16 protein-coding genes are annotated in these 24,360 nt (G+C 60.9%); 6 read left to right on the top strand and 10 right to left on the bottom strand.

The window, feature by feature from the left end; all coding sequences use genetic code 11:
- Nucleotides 1–81: 81 nt before the first annotated feature.
- From IC234_RS04855 to purH, 4 genes are all read right to left on the bottom strand, one after another.
- Nucleotides 82–579 (bottom strand): hypothetical protein, encoded by a 498-nt coding sequence (locus IC234_RS04855; protein ID WP_317173329.1) that lies wholly within the window; start codon nt 577–579, stop codon nt 82–84.
- Nucleotides 580–605: 26 nt separating this feature from the next.
- Nucleotides 606–1,544 carry a rod shape-determining protein MreC gene (gene mreC / locus IC234_RS04850; RefSeq protein WP_190922730.1) on the bottom strand — a complete coding sequence of 313 codons (939 nt, stop codon included), beginning with the start codon at nt 1,542–1,544 and terminating at the stop codon, nt 606–608.
- Nucleotides 1,545–1,662: 118 nt separating this feature from the next.
- Nucleotides 1,663–2,688, bottom strand: a complete 1,026-nt coding sequence (locus IC234_RS04845; RefSeq protein ID WP_046244199.1) for a rod shape-determining protein — start codon at nt 2,686–2,688, stop codon at nt 1,663–1,665.
- A 296-nt stretch (nt 2,689–2,984) separates the two neighbouring features.
- Entirely contained in the window at nt 2,985–4,520 is a 1,536-nt protein-coding gene (gene purH / locus IC234_RS04840; protein ID WP_190922729.1) for a bifunctional phosphoribosylaminoimidazolecarboxamide formyltransferase/IMP cyclohydrolase, read from the bottom strand.
- A gap of 186 nt (nt 4,521–4,706) precedes the next feature.
- Between purH and IC234_RS04835 the strand changes: the two genes are divergently transcribed.
- From IC234_RS04835 to IC234_RS04825, 3 genes are read left to right on the top strand one after another with little or no spacing between them, the layout of a single operon-like run.
- Nucleotides 4,707–5,921, top strand: a complete 1,215-nt coding sequence (locus tag IC234_RS04835) for an acyl-CoA dehydrogenase family protein (protein ID WP_190922728.1) — start codon at nt 4,707–4,709, stop codon at nt 5,919–5,921.
- A gap of 24 nt (nt 5,922–5,945) precedes the next feature.
- Nucleotides 5,946–6,701 (top strand): PIG-L deacetylase family protein, encoded by a 756-nt coding sequence (locus IC234_RS04830; protein WP_223827499.1) that lies wholly within the window; start codon nt 5,946–5,948, stop codon nt 6,699–6,701.
- Entirely contained in the window at nt 6,698–7,294 is a 597-nt protein-coding gene (locus IC234_RS04825) for a class I SAM-dependent DNA methyltransferase (protein ID WP_190922727.1), read from the top strand. The genes IC234_RS04830 and IC234_RS04825 overlap by 4 nt, the downstream gene beginning before the upstream one ends.
- Here IC234_RS04825 and IC234_RS04820 read toward each other — a convergent pair.
- The 4 genes from IC234_RS04820 to IC234_RS04805 all read right to left on the bottom strand — a co-directional run bounded on the left by IC234_RS04820 (nt 7,232) and on the right by IC234_RS04805 (nt 10,992).
- Nucleotides 7,232–8,527, bottom strand: coding sequence for a glycosyltransferase (locus IC234_RS04820; RefSeq protein ID WP_190922726.1), 1,296 nt, complete (start codon nt 8,525–8,527; stop codon nt 7,232–7,234). The genes IC234_RS04825 and IC234_RS04820 overlap by 63 nt on opposite strands.
- A 318-nt stretch (nt 8,528–8,845) precedes the next feature.
- Nucleotides 8,846–10,093: a BamA/TamA family outer membrane protein gene (locus tag IC234_RS04815; protein ID WP_190922725.1), complete on the bottom strand. Its 1,248-nt coding sequence runs from the start codon at nt 10,091–10,093 to the stop codon at nt 8,846–8,848.
- 96 nt (nt 10,094–10,189) lie between these two features.
- Complete coding sequence (locus IC234_RS04810) at nt 10,190–10,510, bottom strand: (2Fe-2S) ferredoxin domain-containing protein (protein WP_190922724.1); 321 nt, start codon at nt 10,508–10,510, stop codon at nt 10,190–10,192.
- Between the two features lie 92 nt (nt 10,511–10,602).
- Nucleotides 10,603–10,992 (bottom strand): ArsR/SmtB family transcription factor, encoded by a 390-nt coding sequence (locus IC234_RS04805; protein ID WP_190922723.1) that lies wholly within the window; start codon nt 10,990–10,992, stop codon nt 10,603–10,605.
- A gap of 101 nt (nt 10,993–11,093) precedes the next feature.
- Here IC234_RS04805 and IC234_RS04800 point away from each other — a divergent pair, with 101 nt between their 5' ends.
- The 3 genes from IC234_RS04800 to IC234_RS04790 all read left to right on the top strand — a co-directional run bounded on the left by IC234_RS04800 (nt 11,094) and on the right by IC234_RS04790 (nt 21,551).
- A complete protein-coding gene (locus IC234_RS04800) occupies nt 11,094–11,780 on the top strand; it encodes a carboxypeptidase-like regulatory domain-containing protein (RefSeq protein WP_190922722.1) in 687 nt (228 codons plus the stop codon).
- Between the two features lie 96 nt (nt 11,781–11,876).
- Nucleotides 11,877–13,256, top strand: coding sequence for an NAD(P)/FAD-dependent oxidoreductase (locus IC234_RS04795; protein WP_190922721.1), 1,380 nt, complete (start codon nt 11,877–11,879; stop codon nt 13,254–13,256).
- Nucleotides 13,257–14,951: 1,695 nt separating this feature from the next.
- A complete protein-coding gene (locus IC234_RS04790) occupies nt 14,952–21,551 on the top strand; it encodes an MBG domain-containing protein (protein WP_190922720.1) in 6,600 nt (2,199 codons plus the stop codon).
- A gap of 107 nt (nt 21,552–21,658) precedes the next feature.
- Here IC234_RS04790 and IC234_RS04785 read toward each other — a convergent pair whose 3' ends face one another.
- Nucleotides 21,659–22,936 (bottom strand): M16 family metallopeptidase, encoded by a 1,278-nt coding sequence (locus IC234_RS04785; RefSeq protein WP_190922719.1) that lies wholly within the window; start codon nt 22,934–22,936, stop codon nt 21,659–21,661.
- A gap of 154 nt (nt 22,937–23,090) precedes the next feature.
- On the bottom strand, nt 23,091–24,314 hold the full coding sequence (gene porV, locus IC234_RS04780; protein WP_190922718.1) for a type IX secretion system outer membrane channel protein PorV: 1,224 nt from the start codon (nt 24,312–24,314) through the stop codon (nt 23,091–23,093).
- Nucleotides 24,315–24,360: the final 46 nt, after the last annotated feature.

Here is a 24,360-nt window from a genome sequence, read left to right as displayed (position 1 = left end):
AGCCTCTCGCCCGGGTAACTTATTACTTATCACAAGCAAGATGCTGCGTTCGGCACGACGTGTTTTTTAAACAAACAACCACTAATTCCGCCCCCGGCGCACCGGGAAAAACAGCAGCTGCACTATCAACAACGACAGCCCGGTGAATAGTGCGCTCACCAAGAGCTTGCCCAGCGTGAGGCCAAAGTGCCGGAAGCTGCCCAGCTCCAGCACAAAAAACGCCGTGTGGTGCAGCAGCACCAGCAGCGTGAGGTACACGCCAAACCATTGCCAGCCCATCTGGTGCACGTTCACGGCGTCGGTGGAGTCGTAGCCGTCGCGCGGGGTGAGCAGGTGCAGCACCCACGGTCGCAGGAAGCCCAGCAGCACCGCCGCCGCCGCGTGCAGCCCGCCGGTGTCGTAGAAGATGTCCATCGTCAGGCCCATCGCAAACGACAGCAGCAGCTGCACCACAATGGGCGTGCGCAAAGGCAGAAACAGCAGAAAGCCCAGGTAGAAAAAGCACCAGCCCAGGTCGAACAGCACCAGCCGGCTGATGAGCATCACGTGCAGGCCCGCATACAGCGCAAAGCGCAGCACCTGAACCAGTAAGAACCGCAGGCCACTCATTTGCGCTTCCCTCCTTCCGGCAGCATGCCCGCGCGGGCCTCCACGGTGTCGCGCTCGGCTTTGGGCCGGCTCGTCACCACGTACACGTATTGCAGGTTCGCAAAATTGACGCCCAGCCGCACCCGAATGGTCCAGAAATTCTTGTCGGGCTCCTTCACAAACGAGTCGATGGTGCCGATGAAGATGCCTTCCGGAAACACCGCGTTGTAGCCCGACGTTACCACCGTGTCGCCGCGCACCAGCTTGGTTTCGCGCAGCACGTTGTCGAGCAAGGCGTGGGTGGGGTCGTCGCCCTGCCACTTGATGGTGCCAAACGTGCCGTCGCGCTTGATTTTGGAGGCAATGGTGGTTTTGGAGTGCAGCAGGCTGGCCACGGTGGCGTAGTGCTCCGTCACGGCCTGCACCCGGCCGGCCACGCCGTTGGCGGCCACCACGCCCAGGCCGCGCTGCACGCCGTTAGCCGTGCCCACGTTCAGGGTGAAAAAGTTGTCCACATTGCTGAGCCGGTTGTTGATAACCCGGGCCGGAATAAGTGGATAACTCGGGTCGCGGGCCGGCAGGCGCTGCAGGCCGATGAGCAGGGTATCGGGCTTGGCCGCTGGCCGCTGGTAGCGCACCCGCCGCAGCGAGTCGGTGCGGGCTGGGGGCACGGCCACCGAGTCGGCTTCGCGCCGCATCGTGTCGGGCGGGTACAGCTGCTGGCGCAGGGCCGCGTTTTCGGCGGCCAGCTGCTTGTTCAAATCCGCTAAATGGAAGTAGTCCGTTATCTGGGTGCGGCGCTCCAGCACCACGCCCGCGTAGGAATTGGCCGAGTTGAAGAAAGCCGCCCGCTGGTACGAGTTATTGGTGACAAACAAATACAGGCTGGCAACCTCCAACAAGCTAAACACCAGCACCCCGCGGAAGCGAAACAGAAAAAGAAATAGATTCCGCACGGGGATTTAATTAAAAATTAAGAATTAAGAATTGAGAATTAAAACCGAACTAAGATTGGGCACTACCCATCCAAGCTCATTTTTAATGCTGAATTCTTAATTCTTAATTAATCTTTAATTACGTCAGCAGCACGCCCTTAAAGGCCTGAATGTCCTTGATGGCCTTGCCGGTGCCGCGCACCACGGCGCGCAGCGGGTCTTCGGCAATGTGAATGGGCAGCTTGGTTTTGGCGGCCAAGCGCTTGTCGAGGCCGCGCAGCAGCGCGCCGCCGCCGGTGAGGTGAATGCCGTTTTCGTAAATGTCGGCCGAGAGTTCGGGCGGCGAGATTTCGAGGGCTTTCAGCACGGCTTCTTCGATTTTGGCCACCGATTTGTCGAGGGCAATGGCAATTTCGGAGAAGGTCACTTTGATAACTTTCGGAATACCCGTCATCAGGTCGCGGCCGCGCACTTCGTGGTCGGGCGGCGGCACGTCGAGCTCGGTAAGGGCGGCGCCCACTTCGATTTTGATGCGCTCGGCCGAACGCTCGCCGATGAGCAGGTTGTGCTGCCGGCGCATGTAGTCGAGAATGTCCTGGTTGAAGACGTCGCCGGCCGTCTTAATCGACTGGTCGCACACGATGCCCGACAGGGCGATAACGGCAATTTCCGTGGTGCCACCCCCGATGTCGATAATCATCGAGCCCACGGGCTGCTCCACGTCGATGCCGATGCCGATGGCGGCGGCCATGGGCTCCTGAATCATCCAGACCTCCTTGGCCCCGGCGTGCTCGGCGGAGTCGCGCACGGCGCGTTTCTCCACTTCCGTAATGCCCGACGGGATGCAGATGACCATGCGGTGCGAGGGCTGAAACAGCCGCGTGCGCGTGTCAATCATCTTAATCATGCCCTTAATCATTTCCTCGGCGGCGTGGAAATCGGCAATTACCCCGTCCTTGAGCGGGCGGATGGTGCGGATGTTGTCGTGCGTTTTCTCGTGCATCTGCTGGGCCTGGCGGCCCACGGCGATGACTTTGTTGGTGGTGCGGTCTTTGGCGATGATGCTCGGCTCGTCCACCACGATTTTGTCGTTGTGGATGATGAGCGTATTGGCCGTGCCCAGGTCGATGGCGATGTCGCTGGTCAGGAAATTAAAGAAACCCATTGAATTATATGCAATAAGGCGAAGCGTGGGTGGGGGCCAACGCAAAATAATGGGCAAAGGTACGGAAGGTTTGGGCGGGCATGATGAACGGAGTTATGGCATTTTGGAAAGACAGCCCCCTGTTGTTGGAAGCGGAGCGCAGCGCAACGCGCAACTCATCCTCTCATTGTAGCCGGCTTCGAAAGGTCATACCTTTTCTTCCCAGGTGCAAAAAGCCCCGGCTCTGGGTAGAGCCGGGGCTTTTCATGCAGTTGAGGCGATGCCCCCCTTTGTCACAGGTTGGGCAGAGTCTGCGCTTAGTGCTTGAAGTGGCGCACGCCAGTCAGCACCATGGCCATGCCCAGCTCGTCGGCGGCCCGGATGCTGTCGGCGTCCTTGATGGAGCCGCCGGGCTGGATCACAGCGCGGATACCCGCGGCGCCGGCAATTTCCACGCAGTCGGGGAAGGGGAAGAAGGCGTCGGAGGCCATCACGGCGCCGTGCAGGTCGAAGCCGAAGGCGCGGGCCTTTTCAATGGCCTGGCGCAGGGCATCAACGCGGCTGGTCTGGCCCACGCCCGAGGCCAGCAGCTGGCCGGCGCGGGCCAGCACGATGGTGTTGCTCTTGGTGTGCTTACAGATTTTAGCGGCGAAAACCAGCGCCTCCGTTTCCTCGGCCGTGGGGGCCGACTGCGTGACGGTGCGGAAGTCGGCGGCAGTTTCGGTCTGCCGGTCAGCGTCCTGCTCGATGATGCCGTTGAGCAGGGTCTTCACCTGCTTCTTCGGGAACTCAACCGGCTTTTGCCGCAGCAGAATCCGGTTTTTCTTGCTCTGGAGCACGGGCAGGGCCTCGGCGGCGTAGCCGGGCGCAATCAGCACCTCGAAGAACAACTGGTTGAGCTCGGCGGCGGTGGCCGCGTCAACTTCTTTGTTCACGATGATGACGCCGCCGAAAGCCGAAGTCGGGTCGCAGCTTAGCGCGTTCACGTAGGCCTCGCGCAGGGTGGCGGCCTGGGCCACGCCGCAGGCGTTGGTGTGCTTGAGGATGGCGCAGGCTGGCTCGCCGTCGGCAAACTCGGCCATCAGGGCCACGGCAGCGTCCACGTCTACCAGGTTGTTGTAGCTCAGCTGCTTGCCGTGCAGCTGGTCGAACAGCGCCGACAGGTCGCCGTAGAACGTACCGGCCTGGTGGGGATTTTCGCCGTAGCGCAGCGGCGTGGCAGGCTGGGCGCTCTGGCGCAGGGCGGTGCCGGCCACGGCCGTGCCCTGGCTCACGTATTTGAAAATCTCGGTGTCGTAGTGCGAGGTGGTGGCGAAGGCGGCGGCGGCGTAGTGGCGGCGGTCTTCGAGGTCGGTGGCGCCGTTTTTCTGGGTCAGCAGCTCGGTCACGGCCTCGTATTGGTCGCGGCTGCTCACCACCAGCACGTCGCGGAAGTTTTTGGCGGCGGCGCGCAGCAGCGAAATGCCGCCGATGTCGATTTTCTCGACGACGTCTTGCTCATCAGCCCCGCTGGCCACGGTTTCTTCAAACGGGTAGAGGTCGACCACCACCAAATCGATGGGCGGGATGCCGTGCTGCTCGGCCTGGGCCAGGTCGCCGGCCTCGTGGCGGCGGTGCAGGATGCCGCCAAACACCTTGGGGTGCAGCGTCTTCACGCGGCCGCCGAATACTTCGGGGAAGCCGGTCAGGTCTTCCACGGCGGTTACGGCGGCGCCTTCTTCTTCCAGGAATTTCTGGGTGCCGCCGGTGGAGTACAGCGTCACGCCGTGCTGCCGCAGCACCTGCACCAGGGGCGCCAGCCGGTCTTTGTGATACACGGAAAGCAACGCGGCGCGAACGGGACGAGACGACATAAAACGAGGGAAAAAGCTGGGCACAATTGCCGCCGCGAAGGTACGGAACCCGTCCGGTGGCCTCCTAGCACCAAGGTTACCGAATTGTTAGCTCCACCGTAGGCGCGGGCCCGGCAAGGGCCAACCTGAACCACGGAGGCATTTTCACGGTATAGTTTATTCCTTCCACCACGAACTGATAACCCCATGTCGGCCGATTTTTTACCCCGCCCCAGCGCCGAGTCTGCCCCCGACGCCGTGGACGCAACCGCCTCAGGCGCGGAACCAGCCGAGCCCCGCTCCCTGGCCACTCCCGCGCAGGCCGAAGCCGCCGCGGCCGCTCTGGCGCCCCGCCTCTTTGCCCAGGCCGCGGCCACCGACGAGGTGGGCGCGTTTCCGACGCAGGAATTTGGCTGGCTGCGGGCGGCGGGGCTGCTCACGGCTGCCCTGCCGCCGGCCCTGGGCGGCGCGGGCCTGCACGAGCCGGCCGCGACCCTGCCCCTGCTCCGGACGCTTCAGCACATCGGGCGGGGCAACCTGGCCGTGGGGCGTGTGTTCGAAGGCCATGTGAATGCCCTGATGCTGATTCAGCAGCTGGGCACGCCGGCGCAGGCGGCACGCTACGCCGCCGATGCCCACGCCGGGCGCCTGTTCGGGGTGTGGAACACCGAAGTACCGGCCGACGGCGTGCGCCTCGAAGCCCTGCCCAATGGGTGCTACCGCCTGCACGGGGCCAAAACCTTTGCCTCGGGCGCGGGCCACCTGGCGCGGCCGCTCATCACCGGGGCGCTGCCTGAGGGCCAAGGCTGGCAATTGTTTGTGCTGCCGGCCGACAAGCAGGCACCGGCGCTGGACCGCTCGTTCTGGCGGCCGCTGGGCATGCGGGCCACGGCCAGCTTTCGGGCCGATTTGACGGGGCTGAAAATTGGGCCCGACGACCTCATCGGCCCGCCCGACGCGTATTACCGGCAGCCGGCGTTCAGCGGCGGGGCCATTCGGTTTGCGGCGGTGCAGCTGGGCGGGGCCGAAGCCGTGTTTGAAGAAACCCGCGCCTTTTTGCGCGGCCTGGGCCGCATCGACGACCCCTACCAGCGCCAGCGGCTGGGCGAAATGGCCATTTCCCTGGAAAGTGGCCTCCAGTGGGTGCGCGGTGCCGCCGAGCACGCCGCCCGCCCCGGAGCCACCGAAGCAGCCGAGGCCACGGTTTCGTACGCCAACATGATGCGCACGGCCATCGAAACCATTTGCCTCGACATGCTGCGGCTGGCCGAGCGCTGCGTGGGCGCCCGCGGCCTGCTGGAGCCTCAACCGTTCGAGCGCCTGCACCGCGACCTGACCCACTACCTGCGCCAGCCCGCCCCCGACGGTGCCCTGGCCGATGTGGGCCGCTTCGTACTCGAAGGCAAAAACTTCGTAAGCTAGCCGGTGCTTGAACCGCCGTTCTCTTTGGTTGACCCTATTCTCCCCTTCGACACTTACCCGATGCGGCCGCCCGGCTTCGTGGCCGCGCTGGGCCCCACCGTGGTGGTGGCCCCCCACCCCGATGACGAAGCACTGGGCTGCGGCGGGCTGCTGGCGCTGCTGCGGCAGGCCAACGTGCCCGTAGCCGCCGTGCTGGTGAGCGACGGCAGCATGTCGCACCCCAACTCCGCGCTGTTTTCGGCCACCGCCCGGCGGGCCGTGCGCGAGGCCGAGTTCCGGCACGCCCTCACCCTGCTGGGGCTGGACGATGACGCGCCGCTGCTGCTGGGCTTGCCCGATGGCCGCGTGCCCAGCTCAGTGGCCGAACCTAGGTTTGCCGAGGCCGTGGCGCAGCTGCGGGCATTTTTGGAAAAGCACGCGGCCGCCACCGTGCTGGTGCCCTGGCGCCGCGACCCCCACCCCGACCACCGCGCCACCAGCCGGCTGGTGCAGGCTGCGCTAGCCGAAATGCCCCAGCCGCCCCGCCGCCTCGAATACCTGGTGTGGGCCTGGGAACGCGCCGCTCCCGAAGACCTCCCTACAGCGCAGGACGATGTGCAAGGCTTTCGCGTCAACATCGAAGCCGGACTGCGCCAGAAAGGGCGCGCCATTGCAGCGCACCGCTCGCAAGTAGCGCCGGGCGTTTTCACCGATGATGCCGACGGCTTTTTGTTGTCGGAAGCCATGCTGGCGCATTTCGCGGTGCCGGCGGAAGTCTATTTTGAAGCCGTAGCCCCATGAATCAGAACCAGCCCAATACCCTGCCGCCGGCATATTTTGACCACGTGTACGAGGCGAACCGCGACCCGTGGAATTTTGAAACCAGCCCCTACGAGCGGGAGAAGTACGCCGCCACGCTGGCCGCCCTGCCCCGCCCGCACTACGCCGAGGCCTTTGAACTGGGCTGCTCGCTGGGCGTGCTCACGGCGCAGCTGGCGGGCCGCTGCGGCCACCTGCTGGCCGTGGACGTGAGCGAGGCCGCACTGGCCCAAGCCCGCGCCCGCTGCGCGGCCCTGCCGCAGGTAGAGCTGCGCCGCATGAACGTGCCTGCAGAATTTCCCACCCAGCAATTCGACCTGATTCTGGTGTCGGAAGTGGGCTACTATTGGTCGGCGGCCGATTTGACGCGCTCGGCTGATTTGCTAATTGGTGCCCTGCAACCCGGCGCCCACCTGCTGCTGGTGCACTGGACGCCGCCGGTGCACGACTACCCGCTGACGGGCGACGACGTGCACGAATTCTTCCTGGCCAAAACCACTGAGGCCGGCCCCCTACGCCACCTGGGCGGCCAGCGCCATGAAACCTACCGGCTCGACCTGCTGGAAAAGCGCTGAATGGCCCCGGGCCTGCGCCAGGGTCCCGGCTTCGCGGATGAGCCGGGGCAACATGCGCAGCGCCTCCGCCAGCGGCACCGGGGCCAGCACCAGCGTGGGGCTGTGCGCGGTGGCCCACTCCCAGAGGGCGCCAAAAGTGTCCGCCCGCCGCACCTGCTGCAGCAAGGCGTCCTGCGGCAAGCCCATTCGCGTGAGCAGGGCATCGGTGTCGGCGCCCAGCCGGCCCTGCCAAAGGGCGCGTAGCTGGCGCCGCAGCTGCCAACAACGCGCTAGCTGCACGGGGTTATCCACGCGGGGCTCGCGCTGCTGCCGGCTCAGGTGCAGCCACTCGCGCAGCTGCCACGAAAGCCCTACCTCTACCCGGCCCTGGCGACGCGCCGAAGTGAGCACCTGCACGGCGGGGCTGTGGCGCAGCCGCAAATCGTGGCGGCGCAGGGCTTGGCACAGGGCTTCATCTTCCAGAAAGCGAACTTCGGGCAGCCCGCCCACCTGCCGATAGGCGCGTGCCGTGAGGGCCAAGCAGGCGCCAAAGTGCTGGTGATGACGCGGCCAGGGGTCGGCGGGTGTGGGGTCGATAAGATGTTCGAGGCGGGCGCAGAGCAGGCGGTAGGCCGTATCGGCCACCTGAATGCGGCGGAGCGGCTGCAGCGCCGGGCCGGTCATTTCGGTGAAGATGCGGCCCCCCACGGCATCGGCTCCGGCCCCGATTTCGGCCTGGATGGCGGCCAGCCAGGTGGGGGCCACGCGGGTGTCGGCGTCGGTGCTGGCAATGACGCCGTGCAGGCGGCCAACCTGCTCCAGGCGGGCGCAGGCGGCGTCCATGAGCAGGCGGCGGGCCCGGCCCACGTGGGCTTTGGCGGCGGGGAGGCAGAGCTCAGCCACGTGCAGCGCCAACTGCGGAAATCGCAGGGCTTGCCGGCGCACCACAGCCGCGGTTTTATCGGTGCAGTTATTGGCCAGGATAATGACTTCGAAGCTGTCTCGGGGCAAGGCATGGCCGAGTAAATCGACCTGGGCCGCTAGCGCCGCCAGGGTGGCGGGCAGGTTGGCGGCTTCGTCTTTGGCCGGAATGATGATGCTGGCCTGCAGGCCGGGTGCCGGTGGAGGCAGTTGCTGGTGCAGCAGGGTGGCGCTGCGACCTCGGCGTGGCGGGGGCAGCAGCCAGTTGGCCAGCGGCGCGGTAGCACTGGCCTCGCCAGAGGCCAGAAAACGGGAAGGGGTAGCGTGTTCCATCAACCCTCTGCTACGGCTGCCGCTACCAAAAGGTAGTGTTCAGCTTATCCGCTTTTTTGCAACAAATTATTTATACACAACCATGAAGCGAATGCTTTGTTCTGAAAACCAACCCAATTAAACTGACCCTAGCGAGCAGGCAAAAGCCCAAAAAATACCCGGCTTTTCGCCAGCATTGCCCACTAAGCCGCAGGCCGGGCTGCAGGCAGCGGCAAAGCTCGCCAGCTCCGTTTGCGCCGGCTTGCCATAAAGCACAACAGCCCCCCTAGTGACAGGGGAGCTGTTGTGTTTAGCAAAACAAGGCCGTGCGGCCGCGTTTTAGAAGGCTTCGCCGATGGCGAAGAGGATGCCCGGCTTGCTGCCGGTGCCGCCCGCGTAGTCGAGGCGCAGGTTCACCCGGTCGCGGCGGATGAAGTTGAAGCGAATGCCGGCGCCACCGGCCACTTTGGTGTCGTTGAGCGCAAACTTGTCGATGTAGTTGTTCACGTTGCCCACACCGCCAAACACGGCCCCATCGAACCGGCTTAGCACGCTGCCGCCGTTGGGAAACAGTTTGTGCCGGATTTCGGCCTGGAACATAATCATCTGCCGGTCGCGGAAGCGTTGCTCGTAGATGCCACGCATTAGGTTGGCGTTATTGTAGAGCGTGCCGCCGAGGTTGGCGCCCAGGCCGGCCAGCTCGCGGAAAGGAACGTCGCCGGTATGAAACTGCCCGAGGAACTGCGCCGCCAGAATGGTCCGGTTGGAACCAAGGGGCTGAAAGTGACGCGCATCGAGCTGGTAGCGCACAAACCGGTAGTCGGACCCCAGCCCGGTGCCGTTGAAAGTGGCGCCGAAGTCGAGCAAATCGCCTTTGAAAGCGGCCAGGGGCACGTCGCGCGTGTCGTAGGAAATCACCGGGCCGAGGCCCGAAATGCGGGTGGCCTGGCGTTCGCGCTCGGTCACACGCGGGTCGGTGTAAAACGAGCTGGGGCGGTTGTTGTCGGTGTTCGTGCCCGGCGACTCTACCTTGCCGATGTTGGTGAAGCGGTACTGCGCGCCGAAAAACAGCTTGGGCGCAATCTGCTTCTGCACGCGCTGGTTGATGATGAACAGCTTATAGGCCGTTTCCGACTCATCGATGCTGGCCGAAGCGGGGCCCTTGCCGTAGTAATAAAGCAGGATGTCATAAGCGCTGATTTCGCCATTCAGGTAAAATTTCTCGCCCGGCGTGTACACCGAGTGCACCAGCTGGATGAGCGACTGGCCCTCGGTGGTGGTCCAGTATTGCAGGCGGGCGTTGGAGGGGCGCGTGAGGGTGTCCTCCGAAAAACGGCCGCTGAGCAACGCACCCAGGCCATAGCCAAGGCCCGTTTCGGCCTGATAAAACAGCACCGGAATGGGCAGCAGCGTGAGGCGTTTGTTTTTGCCCAACTGCCCGAACGAGCTGGGCCCTTTTACCTGGCTGGCCAGCGGAGCCAGGCCGCTGCCGGGCGTGGTGTAAACGGAATCGGGGGGAGCGGCCGGTTGAGCGGCGGCGGTGAAGGCCAGCCCGGTTAGAAGCAGGGCTGCGAGAGAAAAGCGCATGGGAGCGGCGGATAAGAACAGATGATTTGCCCTATCAACGGATTACATCGCGCTACGGTTGGACCTTTCCCCGCGGCCGCCATCTCCACCGTCAAATTATTCGTCCCAGCGCAAGCGCTTTAGCACCTTGCCACGGCCGAGGTGCTCGGCCACGAGTTCGGCGGCGTCGGCGGGCCGCACGTTGCCGTATACCGTGCCCTCGGGGTACACGATGAGGGCCGCGCCAGGCCCTTTTTTGCAGCCTTTGCACAGGTCGAGGCAGTCGCAGGTTTGCACCTGGGTGCGCACTTTGTGGCCGTCAATCACCTGTTTTTTGAGGCCTTGGTGCTTGAGCTCCTTTTTCAGGGCTTTGGCTACGTCCTCCCCTACCCCAGATTTTTGGTTGGTGCACACAAACAGGCGGCGGTTTTCGCTCATGGGAAAGGAAAGCGGAGAAGAGTTAACAGAACGTCATGCTTCGGCTGCTCTCAGCATGACGTTCTTACCTAAAATGTACGCACAATTTAAGTCTACGCCGGGCCGTGCCAGTGCCGGTTCTGGAGCTTATACGCGGCTAGTTCGCGGTTCGACCACAGGGTTTGGTATATCTGCTGGTCGCGCACCAGTTGGGGGTCTTTTTCCATGAAGCCGAGCAACTCCTGGAGCAGTTCCACCGCCTCTTCCTTGAGGAAATAGTACATCCAGTTGTCGAGGCGGCGCACATTCACCAAACCTGCATTTTTCAAGTACGATAATTGCCGGCTGGTTTTGGTCTGCGTAAAGTCCAGCACCTGCTCCAAATCGGCCACCACCATTTCCTGGTTGCGCCACAGCAGGTGCAGGATGCGCACGCGGCTTTCGTCGCCCAACGATTTAAAAAGTTGCTGCCCAAAAGCAACCGTGAAATGTTTCAAGCGCATCTGCTGTCTGTGTGAAGGGGCGGGCGCCCTTGGTTCTTCCGCCCAAAGGTACCATGGGCCCCGCCCCGGGTGCCGTATATTTGTCTACTTGACTGCTGAACATGCCTGACTTCTTGCGCTTTCGTCGCTTCTCTTTGTTTTTCGCCCTCGTGCTGGTGGGCGGGCTGCTGCTGGCGGCGCCCTCGGCCCACGCCCAGGGCAAGCGCAAAATTATTCAGTTTACCGGCATCGTGGCCACCGGCGACAGCCTGCTCGGCGTGCCCGGCGCCACCATCTACGTGCCTAAAGCCGGCCGCGGCACCTCATCCAATGCCTACGGCTACTTCTCGTTGGCCGTGCTGGCCGGCGACAGCATCATCATCCGTTCACTGGGCTACGCCAACTACACCGTGGTGATTCCGCGCGACTACCAGCGCCAGAGCTACTCCGTGGTGGTGCAACTCACCGAAGACGCCACCGTGCTGCCCGAGGTGCGCGTGTTTCCCTACACCACCGAGCGCGATTTCAAGAAGGCCTTCCTAGCCCTGCGCCTGCCCACCGAGAAAGGCAGCGCCGCCGCCGACAACCTCAATCAGGAGCTCATGGACCGCATTTTCCGGACCCAGCCCATGGGCGCGGTGGCCAACTTCCGCCAAACCATGCAGAACCAGCAGTACAACCAGGACGTGCGCGCCGGCTTCGGGCCCAGCACCTACGCCAACAACCCACTGCTCAACCCCTTCAGCTGGCTGAAGCTGGTGCAGCAGGTGAAAAACGGCGAGTTCAAGAAGAAATACAACGACGACTAATACCTCGTCGGTAGCGCGCCCGCGGGTGCGTTCGGGCAACTTCCGGCCAACATTTGGGGTAAAGCACAGGTTTCTACTTCGCTTTATTTCAAGTTCATGGATACGAACCTTCCCGTTTCGGGCAATCCGCGCGTGGTCATCATCGGCTGCGGCTTTGGCGGCCTGCGCCTGGCCAAGGCCCTGCGCAAGGCGCCGGTGCAAGTGGTGGTGATTGACCGCAATAATTACCACAATTTCCAGCCGCTGCTGTACCAGGTGGCCACCGGCGCACTGGAGGCCGACAGCATTGCCTACCCCATCCGGAAGATTTTTGCGGGCCAGAAAAACTTCTTCTACCGCATGGCCGACGTGCACCGCGTGGAGCCCACCACCAACACGGTGGTGACCAGCGTGGGCGACATTCGCTACGACTACCTGGTGCTGGCCACGGGCTCGCTCACCAACTTCTTCGGGCTGGAAAGCATCGAGCGCAACGCCATGCAAATCAAGAGCATCCCGAATGCGTTGAACCTGCGCAGCTTCATCTTCCAGAATTTCGAGAAAGCCCTGCTCACCGAAAACCCCGAAGAAAAGCAGGCCCTGCTCAACATCGTGGTGGTGGGCGGCGGGCCCACGGGCGTCGAAATCAGCGGCTCCTTGGCCGAGATGCGCAAGCACGTGCTGCCCAAGGACTATCCGGAGCTGGACCTGCGCGCCATGCAGATTTTCCTGGTCGAGGCCGGCCCGGCCTTGCTGGGGCCCATGTCGCCGGCTTCGCAGGCCGACGCCAAGCGCTACTTGGATGAGCTGGGTGTAAAAATTATGCTGAACACGTCCATCAAGAATTTTGAGAACTGCCGGGCGTATTATTCTGATACCGAATACATCCCGACCGAAAACCTGGTGTGGGCCGCCGGCGTGAACGGCGCCGAGGTGCCCGGCTTGCCCGCCGAGGCGGTGGCCCGCAACAAGCGCATCAGCGTAAACCGCTGGAACCAAGTGCCGGGCCTGGCCAATGTCTTCGCCATCGGCGACGTGGCCAACATGGTGACCGACGACATGCCCCGCGGCTTGCCCATGCTGGCCCCCGTGGCCCAGCAGCAAGCCGACCACTTGGCCGACAACCTCCAGCGCCTGCTGCGTGGCGAAACCCCCAAAGATTTCGTGTACAACAACAAGGGCGCCATGGCCATTGTGAGCCGCAACAAGGCCGTGGTCGACCTACCCAAAAACATCCACTTCAACGGCTTTTTCGGCTGGTTTACGTGGCTGTTTGTGCACCTGATGACGCTGGTGGGCTTCCGCAACAAGGTGGTGGCCTTTGTGGACTGGGCCTTCAGCTACTTCAGCTCCGACCAGGCGCTGCGCCTCATCATTCGCCCCTTCAGCCGCCGCGACGTGAAGGACGACAAGGGCAAGAAAAGCGCCGAGCACCGCACGGCCACGGCCGAGTACAACCCCACGCCGCCTGCCATCCAGACGCCGGTAGGCAGCTAAGCATTTTTCATCCCTCCTTTGCCGAAGGCCTTCGGCACCCAAAAGTTTCGACTGATTGGGTGCCGAAGGCCTTTTTCATACTAAAACTCATCTATTCTTAATAAAAGGATAAAAATTTAATATAATCTTAATAAATAATTAAAATTAAATTTTTTATATAGAAAATTTAATTTATGTTTGTAACTGTAATTTTAAATAGATTTTGTTGTCCGTAAACATGCTCACAGACGTGAGCCTGGGATGCTTATGCCTTTTCAGTCTATTTTCTTCTAAACTTTTTTCAAACCCCATCGCATGGACAAGATTTACCTTTTTACAACGCGGGTAAAGCATTTGAGGGCCTGCGGGGCCTTATGGGTGCTACTCATGAGCCTTTTAGGCGCACTGAATGCTCATGCACAAGCCACCATTGCCACAGATAAGGCCGACTATCCTCCTGGGTCCACGGTCTACATTACCGGCAGCGGCTTTCAGGCAAATGAAAGCATTACCATGCAGGTGTTGGTCATTTATCCGGCTGACCCAGATAATGATAACCAAACGTCGCCTGCCCACCAACCTTACACTGCCACGGCAGATGCGAATGGCAATTTGGCTACCACCTGGCAGGTGCCACTCCATGCAGACGAATTAGATGCCACGTTGAAAGCCACGGCCGATGGGCTGTCCTCGCTGCGGCACGCGGAGGTAGTGTTTACAGATGCGGCTGCGTCACCGGACCTTCGCGCAGTTATATCACCAGGTCAGGTTTGTTCTAACACACCAACAAACTATACCGTTACTTTCACCAACGTATCATCAAATAACAGTTTAAAGCTTAGTGCCATTAAACTGACTATACCTGCAATTTTTGGTACACCTACATCCATAGGCACCAACAATCCCAATTGGACTGTTCTGCCTACTAGCGCGACTAGTAGTCCACCCCCCCCGGGTACCATTATTTCGTTTAACGCAAATAACAACGGGCAAAGTACAGCAAATTCTATTACTAATAGCACAACCAATAATAGTAATACAATTACCCTAAGCTTTACAGCAACCAAAGGCATAAGCGGTGCATCTTCTTGGAGCGTGCAAGGTTACTCAGACCAATATGTAACCCCCCTGGTCATTGACTTAGCATCCCAGCTAACTGTTACCGAGTCCGCCTACGCTGGCTTAGACCAGTTGGACGTAGTTGGTACTTCCACAAACCTGGCTGCAAATTCCCCAGGGACAGCAGGCTCGGGTGCATGGTCAATCATGTCTGGTACGGGAGGTTCCATTATCACTCCATCGAGCAGCGCATCTGTTTTTAATGGTTTAAGCGGCAATTCCTATACGCTTCGCTGGACGACTACAGCCTGCAATACCACTACTTTTGATGATGTCGTCATCAGTTTCAAGCAACCGACTACCACTGCCACTGCCACTAGCCTTGCAGTGACTTCTGCTACGGGCCCCTACGGAGGAACAGCTAACCTTAGCGCGACGTTAACCAGTGGGACGTCAAGTACAGGAGTTGCTGGCAAAACTATCAGCTTTGTCCTTAACGGGGCAGTTGTGCCTCTGACGGCAACAACTAATGCTTCCGGTGTTGCCACGTTATCTAACGTAAGTTTAGGGAGCATCTCGGCAGCGACTTACGCTTCCGGCGTATCGGCTACTTTCAGCGGAGATGCCTCTTTCATAACCAGCACCGGCACCGGTATTTTGACCGTTAATAAAGCAGTGCTGACCGTTACTGCCGACGACAAGAGCAAAACTTATGGCGACTCCAACCCGGCCTTTACTGCCACCATTACTGGTTTTGTAAATAGCCAAGACCTCGCCAGTAGCGGCGTAACCGGTACCCCGGCGCTGAGCACAGCCGCCACGACAACTTCTAACGTGGGTCCTTACCCCATCAGCGCCGGCATTGGCACGCTAGCTTCTGCCAATTATAGCTTTACTCCGGTTGCTGGCACCTTGACCATCACCAAGGCAACGCCGGTGCTGACGTGGAACAACCCGGCCGATATCACCTACGGCACGGCCCTGGGTGCTACCCAACTCAACGCCACGGCTAGTGTTGCCGGCGTGTTCACCTATACGCCCGCCGCGGGCACCAAGCTTGCGGCCGGCATCGGGCAGTCTCTATCGGTGAGCTTCGCGCCCACGAACCAGACCAATTACACCGTTCCCTCGCCTGCTTCGGCTTCCATCAACGTCAACAAAGCGACGCTCGCGGTCACGGCCGACAATAAAACCAAGGCTTACGACGGCCAGGTATACACGGGCTTTACCTACACCCCATCGGGGTTTGTCAACGGCGACAACAGCAGCGTGATTGGCGGTTCGGTTTCGTATTCGGGTCTGGCCACCACCGCTGTCAACGCCAGCACAACTCCCTATACACTCACACCGGTGGTAACCGGCCTGACGGCTGCCAACTATTCCTTCGCTCCGGCCAACGGTTCTCTCACCATCGACAAGGCCACGGCTAGCATCGCGCTTAATAACTTGAGCCAGACGTACAATGGCGCGGCGCATTCAGCCACTGCTTCGACCAGCGTGGCAGGTACCCCCACGAGCATGACCGGGGTAAACGTAACATACACCGGCACCGCTCCCACCACCTACGCCACCAGCACCACGGCTCCAACCAATGCGGGGAGCTACACGGTGGTGGCCTCGCTCACCAACGACAACTATCAAGCTACGAATACCACGGGCACATTGGTAATTGCCAAGGCAAATGCCGCGGTGAATGTTACTCCTTACTCCGGCACCTACGACGGCGCGAGCCATGGCCTATCGGGCACGGCTAGCGGCGTAGTGCTTTCAGGCGGAGGCAACGAAAACCTGAACAGTGGCCTTTCGCTAGGGGCTGTGTACACCAACGCAACTGGCGCCAACGGCACTTCGGTCGGTTGGTCCTTCAATGGTGGAACGAACTATAACGACCAGACTGGTACCAGCACGGTAACCATCCTTGCTAAAGCCGCTTCGGTGACGCCGCAGGCGAATGGTAAAATATATGGTGGCAGCGAGCCCGTCCTTTCTGGTACGTTGTCAGGCTTCTTGATGGGGGATAACATCAGCGCCAGCTACAGCCGGGCAACGGGCGAAACCGTGGCTGGTGGCCCTTACGCCATCAGCGGCACCTTAAGCCCATTAGCTGCTCTGGCTAACTACAGCATCGCCTATAACACCGCCCCGTTCACCATTTCGGCACGGGCAGTGACCATTACGGCCGATGCTCAGAGCAAGACATATGGCGCTGCGGACCCAGCACTGACCTATGCCGTCACGGCGGGCAGCCTGGCGACTGGCGACGCCTTCACTGGCAGTTTGACGCGTGCCAGCGGCGAGAATGTGGGCAGCTACGCTATCAGCCAAGGCACCGTAGCCCTCAACAGCAACTACGCCCTGAGCTACACCGGCGCTGACTTAAGCATCACACAAAAATCGTTGACTGTAACAGCCACAAGTCAGACCAAGACCTATGGTAACAGCGACCCGGCCCTGACCTTTACCTATAGTGAACCATTGCCCTTGTCTGCTTTCGCGGGTGCGCTAACCCGGGCCGCTGGCGAGAGCGTTGGCAGCTATGCCATCAACAAAGGCACTCTCTCGGCCGGTGGTAACTACAGCCTTACTTATGTGCCGGCCAACTTGAACGTCACCGCTCGTCCGATTGCCATCACGGCGGACGCCAAAAGCAAGACGTATGGCGCTGCCGACCCGGGCCTCACTTACCAGATTACCTCCGGTTCCTTGGCTTTCGCCGATGCCTTTGCCGGCGACCTAATTCGTGTAAGTGGTGAAAATGTGGGCAACCATGCTATTAACCAGGGTTCGGTGAGCTTGGGCACCAACTACGCTCTAACGTACCATAGCGCCAACTTAGCTATTACAGCACGTGCGGTGGCTATTACTGCCGAAGCTCAGAACAAAACGTACGGCGACGCCGACCCTGCTCTGACCTATCAGATTACTTCCGGCAACCTGGTGAACGGCGACCTGTTCACGGGCTCCTTAGCGCGCGCCGCAGGCGAAGCCGCTGGGCCTTATGCCATCAATCAAGGCACCCTTGTTCTCAATGACAACTATGCCCTGAACTACACGGGCAATAACTTCCTCATTGGCCAACGCGCCGTAACGGTTGCCGCCGATGCCGGGCAGAACAAAATATATGGCAATACGGACCCGACGCTGACGTATCACATCAGCTCCGGCAGTCTGGCTTTTGCGGATGCCTTCACCGGCACCCTAAGACGTGCCGCTGGCGAGAGCGTCGGTAACTATGCCATTCAGCAAGGCTCGTTAGCCTTGAATAGCAACTATGCTCTGCAGTTCACTTCGGGCAGCACTTTTGCCATCGGTACTCGCGCTGTCACGGTAACGGCCGATGCGCAAAGCAAGATTTACGGCGATGCCACCCCGCCGCTTACCTACCAAGTGACCAGCGGCAGCCTGGCCACCGGTGATTCATTTACTGGCGCTTTGGCCCGTGCCGCGGGCGAAAACGTAGGCGGCTACGCTATTGCGCAAGGCACCCTTACCGCCGGCACCAACTACAACTTGACTTACGCTCCGGCTAACCTGACCATCACCCCGCGTGGAGTGACTGTGGCGGCTGATGCGAAGAGCAAGACGTACGGCGACACCGACCCGAGCTTCACTTACCACATTACCGGTGGCTCGCTGGCTTTCACCGACGGCTTCACCGGCGGCCTGAGCCGCCAAGCCGGCGAGAGCGTTGGCACCTATGGCATCACCCAAGGCACGCTGTCGGCAGGCACCAACTACAACCTGACCTACAATGGCAACAACCTGACCATCGCTCCGCTCGGCCTCACCATCACGGCTGCGCCAAAAAGCAAGGTATACGGCAGCCTTGACCCTGCCCTGACCTACGCCCTGACCAATACAGCCACCGGCACCCCCGCCATGCTGGTAACGGGTGATTCGTTTTCCGGCGTTCTAACCCGCACCACTGGTGAGAACGTGGGCGCATATGCCATCAGTTCGACGTTGGCCAACTCCAACTACGTCCTGACTTATAGAGGCGCTGACCTGAGCATCACGCCAAAAACGTTGACCGTGACCGCCACGGCGCAGGCTAAAACCTACGGCGATGCCGACCCCACCTTCACGTACACCAACAGCGAGTCGCTGGCGGCCGCGGCCTTCTCTGGCCAGTTGGTGCGCACCAACCTCAGCGAGAATGTGGGTTCCTACGCCATCAGCCAAGGCACCCTCTCGGCTGGCGACAACTACTTCGTGAACTTTGTGCCGGCCAACCTGACCATTGGCACCCGCGCCATCACCATCACGGCCGATGCAAAGAGCAAGACGTACGGCAACGCTGACCCGGCCCTGACTTATCAGGTAACCACGGGAAGCTTGGTGAGCGGCGATGCTTTTGCGGGCAACCTTGTCCGCACCAGCGGTGAAAGCGTGGGCAATTATGACATTACCCAAGGCAGCGTGGCGCTCTCGAACAACTATGCCCTTTCATTCGTCAGCCATGACCTGAGCATTGGCACGCGTGCGGTAACCATTACGGCCGCTCCGCAAACGAAAGTCTACGGCGCTAACGACCCAGACCTGACGTATAGCATCACTACCGGCAGCCTGGCAACGGGCGATGCCTTCAGCGGCAACCTGACTCGGGCTGACGCAGCCACGGCTGCTGGCGAGAACGTGGGCGGCTACGCCATCACCCAAGGCACGGTAGCTTTGAATACGAACTATGTACTGTCGTATGCAGGCGCAAACTTGAGCATTACCGCTCGTCCGATTGCCATCACGGCCGACGCCAAGAGCAAGACGTATGGCGACTCGGACCCGGGCTTGACCTACCAGATTACCTCGGGCACGCTGGCCTTCGCCGACGCCTTCACCGGGAACCTGACCCGGGCTGGAGCGGCCACAGTTGCTGGCGAGAACGTGGGGACTTATGCCATCAATAAAGGCACCGTGGCACTCACCGGCAACTATGCCCTCACTTACCACGGCGCCGACCTTGTTATTGGCCAACGTGCACTGGCGGTGAAAGCCGACGCCAAAACGAAAGTATACGGCGATGCTGCCCCGTCGCTTACGTACCAGGTGACCAGTGGCAACTTGGTAACCGGTGACTCATTCAGCGGTGCTTTGACCCGTGCCGCAGGCGAGAACGTGGGCAGCTACGCCATCACCCAAGGCACGCTCACCGCCGGCACCAATTACAACCTGACGTATTCCGGCGACAATCTGAACATCACCCCGCGCCCAGTCACCATTACGGCTGCTGCCAAAACGAAGGTTTACGGCGCCAGCGACCCGACTTTGACCTACCAGATTACCTCGGGCACGCTGGCCTTCGCCGACGCCTTCACCGGCTCTTTGACCCGCGCTACGGGCGAGAATGTGGGTACCTACGCCATTGGCAAAGGCAGCGTGGCCCTCTCAAGCAACTATGCTCTCTCTTACGTAGGTGATAACCTGTCGATAACGCCAAAATCGCTGACCATTACGGCCGATGCAAAGACGAAGGTTTATGGTGCAGCATTACCCACCTTCACAGCTTCTTACACGGGCCTGGCTAACGGCGACTCAGCCCCTGCCACGGTTCCTGTGTTCGCTACTACTGCTTTTATAACCAGTCCGGTTGGGCCATACACCATCACGGCCAGCAGTGCTGCCGATGCCAACTACACCATCTCATATGTGGCTGGCACACTCACCATCACGCCCAAAGCGCTGACGGTAACCGCTAGTGCGCTTGACAAGGTATACGATGGCTCGACAACGGCTACGGTTACACTACTGGACAACCGGTTGCCTGGCGATAAACTTACCGCGGCCTATACCAGCGCTACTTTCAGCGATGCAAATGCGGGCAACAACAAAACCGTAACGGTTAGCGGCATTAGCATCAGCGGCAGCGAAGCGGGTAACTACACAGTTAATTCAACCGCTATCACGACGGCTAACATTACGCCGCAGAACGCCTTCCCAGTAGCTGATACTTACTACACGGGCTCGAGCTTCTATTGGACGACCAGCGCTACGAGCAATACGGCTACGCTGACTTTGGTGGCAACGCTCAAGAACAACCCAAACTTGGGCAGTGGCAACAACGGTAATATTCGAACGGCGCGCGTTACGTTCGCTGTGCGCAACAGCACCGGTGGCTTTACGCCCATCAGCAGCGCTCAAAACCTGCCGGTTGGTTTGGTTAACCCTGGTGACCTGACCACGGGCACCGCTTCGGCCACTGCCCAATACACCATCAACGGCTCTACGGCCACCTTGGAAATTGCAGTTATTGTATCCGGCAACTATAGCGCTAATGACCCGACCAAGGACAAAATCGTTGTCATCTCTGTACCGACTCCCGGTGGTTTGATTACTGGCGGTGGTACGCTTAACCCAGACGGTGCGGCCGGATTTATCAAACCAGCTTCGCTGGCCGATAACGCAGCTGCTACCAACACCACACCGGCCATCACCGGCGCCGAAGAACTGCCCACGCAATTTGGCTTCGGCGTTCAGTACAGCAAGAGCCTGAGGAACCCGCAAGGCAACGTTGAAATCACGGTGAAAAGCTACCGTGACCGCACCGGCGCTTTGGATGTTCGCAACGGCGTACTCTACCCGCACACCTATCGCCTGAAGAGCAACGCCATTTCGGTGCTAGCCATCACGGCTGCTACTTCCACCGCCCAGTTCAGTGGCAAGGCCAACATTGCCGAGATTGTGAACGGTGTTGAGCAAAGCATCGAGGGTAACTGCACCATACAGTTGGACATGACCCAACATCCGACTAACCCTCTTCTGAGCGTGCTAGCCGTTACCATCAACCGCAACGCAGGCGGCGTGTGGTACTCCAGCAAGTGGGACGGCACGAAAACGGTGACCAAGTGCATTACAAGTGGCTATCTCTCGGTGACGGGCAGTGGCACCAACTCAGTTGCTCGCATGGCTCTGTCGAGCGATAGCGCCGCAGCTACTACGACTGCCAGCACGGCTGCCACCAAGCGCGAAACAGCCGGGCCCAACGCTTCCGACCTCGGCAAAGGCACCCTGCTGGAACTCTACCCGAACCCGATGGCGGCGCAGGGCACCGTGCACTTCCACACCGAAAAAGGTGGCAAAGCGCAGGTGTACCTCTACAACCAACTCGGGGCTCTGGTGGCCACGCTCTACAACGCCGAGGTGCAAAGCGGCCAGGAGTACTACGTGCCGCTGAAAGCCGACGAGTTGGCAGCCGGTGTGTATACCTGCCGCCTCATCTCCAACGGCAAGGTAGAAAACCGGCGCATCAACGTGGTGCGGTAACGGATGGACCGTTTCGGTAGTAGCCCTTACTACCAACGAAAAGAGCCGGGAAATATCCCGGCTCTTTTTTATGCCCGTCGTAGCGGATGGGACTAGTACCAAGCTTTTTAGGCCGGAGGCCCGGCTACCACCGTCTGCATGGCTTGCGGCGACAGATACTCTTGCGCCAGCCGGCGCAGAGTTTCGGCGTCGGTGGCTTCAGTCTGCTGCACGAACTCGGTGTAATAGTCGGCCGGCAAATCGAGAAACACCAAGGTTTTGTATTTGTCGCACTGCTCAAACACCGTCGACAACTCGTTGGCAAACTTGCCTAGCAGGTAGTTTTTCACCGTTTCCAGCTCTTCGGCCGGAATCAGCTCTTCCTGCAGGCGCCGCAGCTCCATCTCGATTTCGCTCACGGCAAAGTCGGCGCTTTCGCCCTTCACATCGGTGCCAATGACCAGCGACGTGCCCGACTCTCGTGGGGCCACGCTGGCGTAAATGCCGTACGTCAGCCCCTTGTCTTCCCGAATGTTGCGCATCAGGCGCGAGCCGAAATAGCCGCCCAGCACGTTGGCCAGCAGCTTTAGGCGGTGGGTGTCGGGGTGGGTGGGGCTGGGCCACAGGCGCCCCATGCGAATGGACGCCTGCAGGCTGCCCGGCACGGGCACGCGGCTGGGGGCTGCGGGGGCAAACGCCCCGTCAGCGGCCACGGCCGGCGCCAGCACCTGCCCCACTGGCCCGGCGCCGAAGGCATCGGCCACCAGCCCGCGCTCGGCCGCCACATCACCGCACAAAAACAGCTCGGCATTGGCCAACGAGTAGGCCGTTTGGTGAAAAGCGCGGGCCTCCTCGGCCGTGAGCGCCTGAAAGGCGTCGGCGTCGAAAGCGCGGCCGTAGGCAGTATCGGCGCCAAAGAGCAGCTCGTTGAACCGCTCCGAAGCCAGGAAGCTGGTTTTCTGGCGCTCGACGCGCACGTTCTGAATGGTGCGGGTTTTGAGCTGGTCCAGTTCGCTGGTCGGGAATGCCGGGTTCTGCAGCACATCGAGCACCAGCGGCAGCAAGGCCGGCAGGTGGCGGGTGAGGCAGTAGAGCGTGAGCGTGGAGCGGTCGAAGCCGGCGTCGCACTCCAATGAAGCGCCGTAGAAGGCCACTTCGTCGGCAATCTGGCGGGCGGTGCGGGTGGTGGTGCCTTCCAGCAGCATGCGCGCGGTGAGGGTGGCCAGGCCGGGGCGCGGCTCCACGGTTTTGCCGGCCCGGAACACGGCCTGCAGGCGCACCACGGGCTGGGCGTCGTTGGCCAGCACGTGCAGGCGGGCGCCGCTGGGCAGAGAAAGCACGTCGGCCGCGGGCAGCGTTACGCGGGCCAGCGGCTGAACGGGAGGGGCGACGGTACGGTCGAGCATTATTCGAAGAGCATAAGAAGGTGGGGAATACCAGAACGTCATGCTGAGCGAAGCCGAAGCATCTCTACCGCGCAACAAGCTAATTACTTGCGCGGTAGAGATGCTTCGGCTTCGCTCAGCATGACGTTCTGGTCATGGCTGCAGTGGCCGCAGCCTAGTTGCCGGGCGTGCCGCTGGTGCCGCCGGCGCCGTTTTCGTCAAACGCGTCGGACAGTTTGTTCAGGTTGAAGTGCAACGACACCCGAATGGTTTGGGCCAGGGGGTTGTTTTGCGAATTGCTGCCGGTCGGAATCAGGTACGTGCCGTCGATGCCGAACACCTGGTAGCGCACGCCCAGGCCCAGGCTGGCGTATTGGCGGTCGCCTTTATCGGGCGCTTCGTAGAAATAGCCGCCGCGGGCGTACAGCAGGTCGTTATAGTTGTATTCGAGGCCGCTGGCGATGTTGATTTCACGCAACTCTTCCTTGAAGCCGCCCGGCGCGTCGCTAAACGAGGAGAACATAGCGCCCACAATGCCTTGTTGGTTGCGCTCGTCGTTGCGGTCTTTGATGCGCTGCAACTGCACCGCGTTGGCCGGGGTAATCAGGTCTTCGTAGTACGGCGAGGGCACCAGCAGCTTGCTGGCGTCCACGGTGATGGTGATTTTATTGTACTGGTCGATTTCGCGGGTGATGGCCGTGCCGAGCTTCAGCGTGGTGGGCAGGAAGCTGGGGTTGGTGGGGTCGTTGTAGGTCATCTTGTTGCCGATGTTCGAAATCGCACCGCCAAAAGCCAGATTGTAGAGCCCCGTGCCAATGGTCACGTCCTTGGAATAGTATGCGCCCAGGTCCACGGCCGCCGAGTTGCCGGGGTCGGAGCTGTTGTTGTTCACGGCCCCAATCAGGTTGGAGTGGATGTAGCGGGCCGAAATACCCACGCCGAAATTATCGGTCAGCTGCAGGCCGTACGATACCGACACCGCGTACTCTTTGGGGTTGAAAGAGCCGTTGGGCAGGTTGTTGCCGGTGCGGTAGTCGATGGTGCCGAGGTCAAAATACATCAGCGAAGCACCGAAGGCCGAACGCTGCCCCACCTTGCCGTAGCCCGACAAGTACGACAGGCTCATGTCGTCGGTGATGTTGCGCAGCCAAGGCGAGTACGACGCCGACACGGCGTACTTATAGGGCACGAACCCCAGCTTGCCGGGATTGAAGTAGGTAGCGTTGGCATCGGGCGAGGTGGCCACGCCGGCTTCGCCCATGCCCGAAGCGCGCGCGTCGGGGCTGAGGGTGAGAATGGGCACGGCCGTGGTGATGGTGTGTTGGGCCTGCACCGAGCCAGCCGAGGCCAGCAAACCGACTGCCAGCGCCAGGCGCGAACGGAAAGCGAATGATTGCATAGAGGTGGGTGAGAAGGCCATTAGCGGCCCGGGAGCAAAGAAAAGC

The sequence above is a fragment of the Hymenobacter armeniacus genome, from assembly GCF_014699055.1.
GTDB classification, from domain to species: Bacteria; Bacteroidota; Bacteroidia; order Cytophagales; family Hymenobacteraceae; genus Hymenobacter; species Hymenobacter armeniacus.
This window is presented reverse-complemented; position numbering and strand designations above follow the sequence as displayed.